The organism is Streptococcus danieliae, from assembly GCF_025447695.1.
GTDB classification, from domain to species: Bacteria; Bacillota; Bacilli; order Lactobacillales; family Streptococcaceae; genus Streptococcus; species Streptococcus danieliae.
Genome location: NZ_JAOBSU010000061.1, coordinates 1 through 10799, shown reverse-complemented (window position 1 = coordinate 10799; position 10799 = coordinate 1). Strand labels below are relative to the sequence as shown.

At 41.7% G+C, this 10799-nt stretch carries 13 protein-coding genes and 1 pseudogene; 1 reads left to right on the top strand and 13 read right to left on the bottom strand.

Annotated elements, in window-relative coordinates:
- Window positions 1-87: 87 nt before the first annotated feature.
- The 13 genes and pseudogenes from N4310_RS05470 to N4310_RS05410 all read right to left on the bottom strand — a co-directional run.
- Window positions 88-570 (bottom strand): annotated as a pseudogene (locus N4310_RS05470) (SNF2-related protein); the annotation flags it as partial.
- Window positions 557-832: a VRR-NUC domain-containing protein gene (locus tag N4310_RS05465; RefSeq protein WP_262092391.1), complete on the bottom strand. Its 276-nt coding sequence runs from the start codon at window positions 830-832 to the stop codon at window positions 557-559. The gene N4310_RS05465 and the pseudogene N4310_RS05470, both read right to left, overlap by 14 nt.
- 358 nt (window positions 833-1190) lie before the next feature.
- On the bottom strand, window positions 1191-3569 hold the full coding sequence (locus N4310_RS05460; protein WP_262092390.1) for a phage/plasmid primase, P4 family: 2379 nt from the start codon (window positions 3567-3569) through the stop codon (window positions 1191-1193).
- Between the two features lie 2 nt (window positions 3570-3571).
- Window positions 3572-5494 (bottom strand): DNA polymerase, encoded by a 1923-nt coding sequence (locus tag N4310_RS05455; protein WP_262092389.1) that lies wholly within the window; start codon window positions 5492-5494, stop codon window positions 3572-3574.
- 11 nt (window positions 5495-5505) lie between these two features.
- Complete coding sequence (locus N4310_RS05450) at window positions 5506-6072, bottom strand: DUF2815 family protein (RefSeq protein ID WP_262092388.1); 567 nt, start codon at window positions 6070-6072, stop codon at window positions 5506-5508.
- A 2-nt stretch (window positions 6073-6074) separates the two neighbouring features.
- Window positions 6075-7238, bottom strand: a complete 1164-nt coding sequence (locus N4310_RS05445) for a DUF2800 domain-containing protein (protein WP_262092387.1) — start codon at window positions 7236-7238, stop codon at window positions 6075-6077.
- Entirely contained in the window at window positions 7238-7549 is a 312-nt protein-coding gene (locus tag N4310_RS05440) for a hypothetical protein (protein WP_262092386.1), read from the bottom strand. Before N4310_RS05440 ends, N4310_RS05445 begins: the two co-directional genes overlap by 1 nt.
- An 84-nt stretch (window positions 7550-7633) precedes the next feature.
- A complete protein-coding gene (locus tag N4310_RS05435) occupies window positions 7634-7867 on the bottom strand; it encodes a hypothetical protein (protein WP_262092385.1) in 234 nt (77 codons plus the stop codon).
- Entirely contained in the window at window positions 7864-8208 is a 345-nt protein-coding gene (locus N4310_RS05430) for a hypothetical protein (RefSeq protein WP_262092384.1), read from the bottom strand. The genes N4310_RS05435 and N4310_RS05430 overlap by 4 nt, the downstream gene beginning before the upstream one ends.
- Before the next feature lie 11 nt (window positions 8209-8219).
- Window positions 8220-8408 (bottom strand): hypothetical protein, encoded by a 189-nt coding sequence (locus N4310_RS05425; RefSeq protein WP_262092383.1) that lies wholly within the window; start codon window positions 8406-8408, stop codon window positions 8220-8222.
- A gap of 11 nt (window positions 8409-8419) precedes the next feature.
- A complete protein-coding gene (locus tag N4310_RS05420; protein ID WP_262092382.1) occupies window positions 8420-8686 on the bottom strand; it encodes a helix-turn-helix domain-containing protein in 267 nt (88 codons plus the stop codon).
- An 84-nt stretch (window positions 8687-8770) separates the two neighbouring features.
- Window positions 8771-9538, bottom strand: coding sequence for a phage antirepressor (locus N4310_RS05415; RefSeq protein WP_262092381.1), 768 nt, complete (start codon window positions 9536-9538; stop codon window positions 8771-8773).
- A gap of 82 nt (window positions 9539-9620) precedes the next feature.
- Window positions 9621-9812: a helix-turn-helix domain-containing protein gene (locus N4310_RS05410; protein ID WP_262092380.1), complete on the bottom strand. Its 192-nt coding sequence runs from the start codon at window positions 9810-9812 to the stop codon at window positions 9621-9623.
- Window positions 9813-10063: 251 nt separating this feature from the next.
- Between N4310_RS05410 and N4310_RS05405 the strand changes: the two genes are divergently transcribed.
- Complete coding sequence (locus tag N4310_RS05405) at window positions 10064-10456, top strand: helix-turn-helix domain-containing protein (RefSeq protein ID WP_262092379.1); 393 nt, start codon at window positions 10064-10066, stop codon at window positions 10454-10456.
- Window positions 10457-10799: the final 343 nt, after the last annotated feature.

Below are 10799 nucleotides of genomic sequence, written 5' to 3'. Positions count from 1 at the left end.
TATTTTTAAGAGCTGATTTTAATTCTTTAATTTGATCTTGTGTGAATTTCATACTATCTATTATAATTCAGATTTTGTTTTTTGTTAAGTATTAGGTGCAGGAGTTCCAGTGAGACCCACAAATCGTTCTAGCTTAGGCCTGACTTTCCTTAAAGCTTTGAATCGCTTCGACTTACTGGATTTAAAGCTGGATAGCTCATCTACAACTACAAATGTGAAAGGCCACTTGGTCTTGAAATACTCCACCAACCAGACTACATTCTCTCGATTGATGATATAGAGATCCGCTTCAACGGCTAAAGCCTCTACTCTCTGTTTGGCTGTCCCTAAAATTTTTGAATAGGTCAAATTAAAACCCCACTTCTCAATTTCCGTGGACCAGGTCTCCTCTGCCACCTTCTTAGGTGCTATGATCAGAATCTTATGATCCTCACAAAATATGTTTTTCAACTCATCAATGGCTGTTAGAGTTGTCAAAGTTTTACCAAGCCCCATATCCAGCAACAGACCGCAGTAGGGGTGCTCTAATACCCAATCCCTGGCATATTCCTGATACTCATGTAGTTTCATTCATCTCCTCCAAGGCTCTATTCACCGACTCGTAAGAATCCACCACCCAGACCCTATGCCCCAGTGCCTCCAGTTTCTTGAACAAGGCTAGCTGACTCGGTCTCGGTTTTTTACCTGGAGCTTTGACCTCCACAAAAAATACTCCCTGGGGTAGAATGACAAGTCTATCTGGCGCCCCAATCGTCCCAGGACTAGTGAACTTCAAACACAATCCAGTGCACTTTCTTTTCAAATAGTTTTCAATGTCCTTTTCAGATTTCATCCTTCCTCCAAAATTACTACTAATTAGGGTTACCGTTTTTTTCAACTTACTTTTTCTTTTTATATATACGTGTTTCTTACATACGTATTACTTATATATTATTTATATATAAGTTAAAGAGAGAAAAGTGGTAACTTGGTAGCCCTACCCCTATAAACTCAAGCGTGATAAGGCTTTTCACGGCTACCGAAAAGATACCAAAGCTACCGTTTTTGAGATGTTTAGCCAAAAACCAATCTTTTAGGCTACCAAGTTACCGATTTTTCCAACTTTTTAAATTTTTACCAACTTCCCCAAAAGTGGTAACTTGGTAACTGCTTCTTGATTTCTTCAAAAACGGTAGCTTAAACGGTAACCGCTAAAATTCACTTTTTAAGGCAAATCCGATCCAACTTTTGACCTGCTTGCCCTTTTCTTTGACATTCTTATTTTCAAAATGTAGCTCCCTGAGACGTTGGTTAAAGGAGTTTCTAGCTAAAGGTTTATAGCCTGAGTCGATACAGTATTGTCTGTATTCTGGATAAACCTCCGAGACAGGAGCTTTCTTGCCGTCTCCAACCTCGCACTCATCCTCCAGGAATAGGGCTACAACATCATTGCCCTTCTCCCATTTTTCAACGCTTTCTCGCATAGTGCTACTGATGCTAAAATCTCGTCTACTTAATGCCTTTCGAAGCCCCCCCATGGCCCTGTTGAAGATACCTGGAACCTCAGCCATAATCTGATCCAGTGGATACTGTTCCTTGACTTCCTTGGTTAAAACCTTATTCATCTCAAGAATCAACATCCGCCTTTTCAGACCTCCGCTAAAATCCCTCATCGGTGGTAGTTCGTTCATGGCAAAGCTTAGTTTAGCGTAGTTGTAAAAGGTAATCGGCTCTTTATTCTTCCTGTCTGCGTGGATACTATCTTCACCCGTCAACATCTTCAAGGTGGCCCCATCGGCTAAATACTGGGGTTTCGCATCCGTATCAAAGTTTGCAGTCTTACGATAGAGACCGATTTTGGCAAAGCGTTCTTGCATAAGATACTGAAGCGTGACTGCTGAATAGTTGTCATCTCCAACCATAGCCCGTAGGATATTGATAACAGTTGACTTCCCTGTTCCTCCGACACCTTGGACGAACAACATTTTTTGGATAGTGTACTCTCGATAGAAATTGTAGCCGAACCACTCAAAGATGAAATCTACATTTTCAGCCCCCACAACTTCCTTGATGAAACCGACAAATGTTGGGCAATCCGCTGCCCCATCATAGACAACGGGGTGGCTGGATCTTGCATGTAAGTCTGGATCAAACTGACTGACAAAGCTATTCTCTTGTAGGTCATAAACACCGTTAGCTAATACAATCTTATTGACATTGCTTTCTTCAAAAGCTTCTTTTGAAAAAGCTAGTGCCTTAATCGCAGCTATCGTCTCATTGATATGCCTGATTTTGGTAATCTTGACTAGCTTCTTAGTCGCAATGTAACTTCTAAGATAGTCTTCTGCATTGGGAATCCAAATGCCTTTTTCTGCCTCATACCTCAAAAACTCTAACCCGTCATACCAAACAGGAACTTCCCTTAAAATCTGCTGGGCTAAAAGATAGCTGTTGACTTCAGGATTTCCCCTCTCGTCAATCTCTAACCAAAAGCCATCGTCTTCGACAGGGAGATCCTCATTGAAATCTCCAATGGCTTCTTCCAGTAAACTAGCTTTTACGCTTGGTAACTTGGCTACCCATTCGTTCATAGCCTTGCTAGACGGGAGTTTATTAGTCGGGGTATTCTCTTTAGCGTCTGCGTCTAGCTCCCCAAATTTATGAATCCGAACGAGATCATAGCTGTTGACCAAGGTATCTCCTACAGGGTCCGTACCGTGGTGACTATAGGCAAAGACATCATCATAGAGCACCAGCCCGTTTGCGGCTGAACCTTCAACGTAGGTATAGCGATCAGGCGTTGAGCCCTCTACGTAAACCTCAGGCAAGAATTCGGCAATAGCCTGCTTAATATCGTAAGCCTTACAAAAAGCACCGACTAGCCCCTTTTTAGATAGAGGGTCTCCTTGCTTTTTAGCTTCCCGATGTTTCTGAACCGTATGAGTCGGACTCTCTGGCCAAAAGCTAGAATCTCTCCAGTCGGGAAAAGTGGCCAGAACATCATCAACGTTTACAAAGACTTCATCATTCAAACGGAACTCAAACTCCGCTTCTCTAGCGTGGCTAGGCCAGTACATCAATCGGACATCTTGATAAGTCGTATCATCAAAGTTAGTCATTCCCAACTGATTTGCCAGATAGCGGGCCACAGGTTCGTATTCATCCGGAAGCATTAATCTATCTGTCGGGATCAGTATCCGGTATTTAGGAGCTTTGGCACTATGGCTGTGTGTACTGTAAAGGGCATAAGCGTAGTCTGCCATCAAGTCCAGCCTATCTAAGAAATCCTCTGATGGGGAATCCGCATCTAAGGCCACTAGTGACCTACTCTGTACGTTCCCATTTCGGCGCTTGCCTTGTTTCAGCCAACCCCCAACAAAACCTCCAACGTCCTTGACCTGCCCTTTTTCAGCTCGGGTCATTTTTTGATATTCTGAGAAAGTCTCTTGAGTGACCGTCGGAGAAGCTAGTCTATCGACTAACTCCTGCCAGGTCATGGTGATATTCTTCCAGGTTTTCGTTTTCCGAGAAGCTCCAACGGATAGTTGAAGCTCCTTGTTAGGAGAATGTCTGATTCTTTTTTCTACCATAATCAATCCTTCATATAGTATTTTGTCACGTAGCCCTCGCTATTTAAAGGTAGCCCTTCCGCCCATTCCGGGCTTTGAGCCATGAGGTCATTGATGACTTCAATGGTTGTTCCCCTGCTCTCTACAATGCATTCATCATGTACGTGGAAAACAACAGGATAGCCATTATCCTCTAGCCTCAAAATAGCTTCTGCTAGAATATCTCTCGCTGTTGCCTGAACGATGTTCTCGACCAGCTTTCCGCCATAGGTATCCTGCCTGGTAAAGTAAGCTCTATCGCCCTGACCTTCATAGGTCAGTTTATCGCCGTAATCCCCTGCCTCCAGCTTGACCCTAGCATAAGCTAAGTGCCGCCCACTAGGTAGCTGGATTAACAGGAAACCTTTGCGGTATTTGAAGGTCAAGCGACCCATCCGAATAGTTGAACGCCTACGGATCGCCTTATGCGCTGCCGTCTGAACATCTTTCCAGAAACGCACAATCTTCGAATTAGCCCTGCGCCAATCATCCACTAGTCCTTGCAGCTCTGCTTCTGGAACACCCATCTCAAGGGCGCCCATGGCTTTCAAAGCTCCAGGACCTCCCTGATAGCCCAAGGCTAGCTCTGCAATTTTTCCTCGTTGACGTAAGTCTTTATCGACATCTTCAATTGGGATATGGAACATTTGACTAGCTGAAGCTTCATAGATCTTACCGTGAGTCTGAAATACGTCGAGCCTCCACTGCTCTCCTGCATACCAAGCAATGACTCGGGCTTCAATGGCTGAAAAGTCAGAAACATAAAATTCCTGATCCCCTGCTGCCACAAAAGCAGTCCGAACCAATTGCTTCAAAGTATCGTTCAAGCTGTCGTAGAGAATCTCCACTGCGTCAATATCTCGAGCTTTGACAAAGTTTCTGGCATCATCCAAATCCTTGAGATAGTTTCTAGCAAGATTTTGAACTTGGACCACACGTCCTGCCCAGCGACCTGTCCTGGATGCCCCATAAAACTGTAGAAGCCCATGGACACGCCCATCAGAACACAGTGCCCGCTCCATAGCCTCGTATTTCTTGAGGCTAGACATTGCAGTTTCTTGTTTCAACTCCAGAACACGTCTCAACTCTCCTGTAGCTGTCTTTAACTCTTTCTTAACATCTGCCTTAGTTAAACCTTCAGCAGAGTAGCCGTGACTTTTTAGCCAGGGCAGCAGTTGCGCCCTACTGTTTGGATTGGCAAGACCTGTTGTGGATTTCAGCTCATCAAAGAGCATCTCCATCTTGACATCCTTACAATAAAGAGCCGAAGCTACCAGTTCACTATCTAAGGCAACACCTCTGTCATTGATTCGCTGGTCTGCAGAGTAGTAATCCCATTCTCTTTCAGCAACAGGCAAAACGGACAGTCGTTCAGCAATAGCCATTTCAACAACAACGTCCTGAATGCAGTAGTCAATAAATTTCTGCCATTTTTCAGGATCATGCTTAGGAAGATTCCTAGTTCTTCCGTCATTGGCTTTCGTCGGCTTACAAGGCACCGAGAAATACTTGATAAGATTCTTACCTGCAGCATCCTTTTCTTGGGATAGACTGAGATAGCTAGCACACCGTTCAAGACTGGCAGGTAAACCTAGTTCCTGGGCGTGTACCATGGTGCAGCGCCACTGGCTAGGGTCTAAGTAATAGGGAACTCCTAAATGCTTACTGAGACAAACTCGTTCAAACTGAGCGTTAAAGGCTGATTTCTGAACATCACTTGAAAGAAGAGCCTCTTGAATATCCTTTGGCAAAGCTTCCTTGGTCAAGTCAAGACACTCGACTGGAGAACCGTCCAAGGAGTAGGCAAACAGCAATACCTCGAAATCAGGAGCGTCCACATACTTGTAGACGCCGTCCTTAATATCATTCGAGGAATAAGTTTCAATATCTATGTTGAGATAGTGCATAGACCTACCTCTTACAAGATATCGTCATCATCTTCATCTTCTTCCCACTCATCAAAGTCCGCATCGGCTGATGAACGTCCTCCGAGGTAATCTCCTTTCGCTAAAATCTGAACATTATTCAAACCGCAAGAGATTCCCTTGTTTCCCATGGAGTTGTAAGCAAAAGCATTAAGAGAGACACGAGCATAGACTCCGGAATACACTTCGTCTTCTGAATCAACTGGTTTTTTGTACTTATCGATGATTTGCGGCCTCGTCTTGCTAGATACTGACATGAACATATGACCTGCATATTCTGGATGTTCTTCAGTATCCATTTCCTCGTCACCGTCCCGCAAAGTAGTTTTGACGCGCTCCCACTTAATACCTTTTAGCTTGTCATTTTTAGCGGCTTCATAAGCTGCCTTTTGAGCCTTTTTAATACGCTTAATAGTCTCTTTATCTTCTTTTGGAATGAGAATCACTGTAGAATATTTAGCTTCCTGACCTTCAAAAGCCTTAGGTTCAAGTAGGGCTACATAGCTAAGACGGACTTTACCTGTGATGATTTTAGTTGTTGCTTGTGTTGTTACTGCCATAGTTATTCTCCTTCAAATTCTTTAATAGCTTGCGCTAAACTGTTTAATGCTGGTCGCTTATCACTTTCCCGGACAAGGACTGGTTTCCCTTGGGGTTTCTCAATCACCTCTGCCAATAATTCGGCGAAAGTGGATTTCCCAATCAACTTCTCTAGTGCCCCCATCGCTAGAAGCTCTTTTGGCTTATAGATTTCATCTCCAAAGTCGTTATCGTGGAGGATTTCCTCTGCCTTGGCCGTATCCATAATCTTGCGATTACTTCGGCCTTCCACTAGCTTATAGCCAGGGACTTCCTTACCATCAAGGGCTTGTCTGAGAGCATAGGCTTCTACAGACTCGACCCACTTCTTGATTTCGCTGGATCTGTCCAGAATCTCTTTTATGGCTTCATCTGGCAGATAGACAGGCTCTTGAAAATCATAGCGATCGATAATCTCCCAGTTCTTCTGAGCCCAGGGCACTAGCTTGGCTGCCACAGGAGACCATTTCAAGATTTCTTCATTCAAGTCCCAATCACCGATACCGATTTCAGCTTGGGAAGCTCTAGGTAAAACATAGTTATCTGCCCAGTAGAGTAATTCATCTACAAAAACTTCAACTGTACTGACTGAGTCCAGCCGAGGTTGGACAATGGTCATCTTAATCTTGTCAAAGTCATAAACCAGATCATAAGCCGCATAGGCACCCAGAGCATAAAGGCTCATTTGCGGGTTTAATTTGGCAGATACAGGAACTCCTTTACCGTACTTCAAATCGATAATTTCAAGCGTGTTGTCAGCTAGGATTACCACGTCAGAAGTTCCAAAACCATTCGGTACCCAATCAGAGAAATCAACTCGTTTCTCCAGCTCAATGCTAGCACTCTCATAGGAGTTAAAATGTTCCATGACAATGTCAGTGTAGAGTTCTGTCATTTCCTCCATTTCTTCATCGTAGAAGGCAGCATTTGCTTTAAAATCCTTGATTTTCTTGTTGAACTCTCGCTTCTTGATCAAGCCAGACTTATACATCAACTTAATTTCTGATAATTCATGGGCGCAAGTCCCTTCCTGAGTATAGACCGTGTTCCTGTTCGGAACTTCTGCTTCTAGCCTCGGTAGCATTGGACAGTGTAGCCAGCGATGTGAACTAGAAGCAGACAAGAGGGCATGGGTTTCTACAGGCATTAGAGTTCCTCCAGTTTTTCATAGAAAGCTGCATAATCCTCTTCCTCAAGACCTGCAACCTTAGCTGCACCAAATTCAGCTAATAGAGCCTTGATGGCTTTTGATTTCTCCTCCTCCATCTTGGCCTTGGCAAGTGTCTTGATTTCATCCAAAGTCACAACCTTCTCAGCTTGATCCGAAGTTTCATCTTCCTGGACTTCTTCCTTCGCTTCTACAGCCTTAGTAGGTTTCTTATCTGATTCTCCTAAAGCTTGACGCATATTCTCAAAAACTTCTGCTAAGCTAGAGCCTTTAAATGTTAGTTCAATCATCATTTTTCTCCTTTGTGGTATAATCGTTGTGTGTTATTAGTGGCGGCATTCCTTATGCCGTCTTTTTTAATTCTCCATAGGTCATCACCTCCCTAACAGTTCCCGAACTCGGTTCAAATCATGGGAAATCTGAGCCCGATAATGAGGAGAATCATGGACTCCCTCTTTAAACCTCGGGTTATCTACCACTACCCAGTCACGAATGAGTTCAGCCTGTGGATGTTCAGAAAGATCTATGTCCAACTCCAAGTATTTGTTGTCGCATACAGCCAACTCATCTTCCAGATAAAGAAGAGCGTATTCCAATAAATCCTTCATAAACGGGTCACCTCATTCAACAGCCTATTGATTTCCTTGGCATTTTTTCGAAGCTCACTACTATCCGTCTCATGATGATTCGCTTCAAGCAACTGTTCGATCAGCTCCCACCTAACTTCGTTCTGCCTTTCCTTCAAACTTCCGACTTCTTCTGATACCTTGAAATAATTACTGTAATCAAGAGAACCGTCAGATAGCTTCAAACACCGACCCGCTTTAATATCCTTACAGATATAAGCCTTGACGGAACTATAGGAAATGCCTAACTTCTCAGCAGCTTCCTTGGCTTTTACTGTCGGATTATCCCGATAAAATTCTCTAATTCGTTCAGCTTGTGTCATTATTTCTCCTCCTAATTCACAAACTCTTCTTTTCTAGTTGCTTGATTAATATCCACGCGCCGACCAGTCTTGTAATCAATGAATCCAGCGGGACGCTCACGAACTTCTGAAACTTTAATCTGAGTTTTTTTCTTTCGCAGATTTAGTGCAAGAAGTGCAATAGCTGCGACGTTAATCATTAGTGAAATTGTTGTGATCATGTTTGTCTCCTTCAGATAACTACGTGAGATTCAATAAACTCATCTAATTCTGCTTTCTTTACTCGTTTTGTACCATCAATCTGATAAAGGTTTAATCCCATACGTATCCATTTTCGGATTGTGTTTGAGCTACAATCTGCATGTTTAGCAGCACTTTCTAAAGATAGCCACCCTTTATCACTAGACTCATGCTCTAGAAACTCAGTAAAAGACTCCTTAAATTGCGTTCGAACAGCTATTTTTAAGCTTTCCTCAAATTCTTCACTAAGGATATTCATATCAATCTCCTTTCTGTGATATAATTAAACTAGTTTATTTTTCTTGAGCTCCTGACGAATTGTCGTTCGTAGGGGCTTTTTTCGTTAAGCGGCATCATCCCGTTCAATCAAAGGCAAGATGCCTTTTTTATTTTTCAATAAATCATAAATGAATAGGCGACCTTTTTGAGTCCAGTAAGTATGCATTCGGCTACGTTCTGCATCAATCGTATGTGTTTTTGATTGAGTGTAACCCTTGCTAGCATATTTCTGGTAAAGCAACCAGGTCTGGCCTTGCTTGAATTGAACTTTTAACTCATGGAGTAAACCATTCAACTTCCTAGCACTCATGCCGTAATCTTTAGCAATAACTGAAATAGCTACCAAAGATTCACTTTGCAAGATCAAATCGTAATAAGTCGCTTTTGGTTGCAGTTCATGGATAATCTGGTTCTGTTGTGCCACTTCTTCTTGAGCCTTCAATCTCAGTTGACGCTCTTCCTTTAGCTTTTGAAGTGCTGCGATTGCCATGTCTGGGTTTTCTAAAATATCATCAATGGCATACATCCCATGCTTACGGATAGCAGGTAGAACTTCTGAAGTAACCCAACGCTTAAATTCTTTGGCTTGCGGTAGTTTGGACTTTAAAACAAGTGAGTAAAGTCCACTCTCATTGATAAGAACCCCCCTCGTTCCATTAACGCTGAACAATTCGTTCACCGTCTTATCCTCTTCGTCGATATGGTCACGTAAAGCTTTCTGCGGATTTGTATATCCAAGAATACCTGCTACATCTTTACCGACGAAATATGGCTCGTTATCAATGGTTACTGTTCGAACTTCCTGTCCTTTAAAATTAAAAATTTCGTTCATTATTTTCTCCGTTCCAGAATAGTAAGAATTAAAACAATAAGCGTGATTAGTTGAACGATCAACGTTATTATTTTTAAAATAATCATGTCTCTTCCTCTAATAATTTTTCTAATGGAACTTTTAAATAGTCAGCAACTAGTTTTAGGGTATGTACCACGGGTTTGCTCATGTTCCATTTGCTGATTACCCCATTGCTAATGCCTAAGTCTCGTTCAATTCGATAGATCGAGATTCCTCTTTCAGCAGCAAGAGCTTTAATCTTATCGTAAATCATATTCAACCTCCTTTCTTAGAAAAAATTCTGCATTTTATTTCTATTGCCCTTGACATTTAATAGAAATAGTTCTATTATAAGGGTACAAGAAAATCAGATGATAAAAATAAACTTTTATCAGTTCTGCAGTATTATATTTATTGCGTACCGGTCAAGTACAGTATTATAGTAACATAGAACAAATTCTATTGTCAAGTATAAAAATAGAATTATTTCTGATTTTCTTAGATTTTTTTCTGAGAGGTCTACATATGAACACATATGAATTAATTAAAGAGCTTGTATCTGATAGGCACATGAGTATTGCTGAGTTAGAGCGCAAACTCGACTTATCCAACGGTTCCATCTCTAAGTGGGCTAAATCAAAACCTAATAGCGAACCGCTTGAAAAAGTTGCAGAATATCTCGATACATCTGTCGATTATCTACTCGGGCGTGAAAGTTACGAAACTATGAAACTGAATCAAGCTAGAAAAGATTTTTCAGACGATTTCATCGAAAAAGAAGAGCAGCAAGCACTTGTCATGTTCCGTAAGGAAACAGAAGGAATGTCCGAAGAAGAGAGGGAAAGATTCAATAAAGCTCTTGCAGGCATGATGCAGACTGCTCGTAATTTAATTAAAGATGACTCTATCTGGAAGTAGGTGATTATTTGAAAAAATACAAACAACGACCATCGAGAGAAACTTATATGAAATATCACTCAAATGCTTATCGGATGCTAATAGATATTTCGGAATACTTCAATGTTCACGTATCCAAAATAACCTTCGATTTGATTATTAAATTTTTTGAATCTAATTTCAAAATCCAATTTGTTTATTTTGAATCCAAATTTATATATAAATGGAGAGTGTACAATATCTTGTGTAAACGCAAAAAAGGAATAAATCCTGTATAGTAGAGTTATACCAAAAATACTACTAGAAAGATTTATTCCCATGACCCAGTTTATCACAGATTTAACCACATTTCTAGCTAATCATT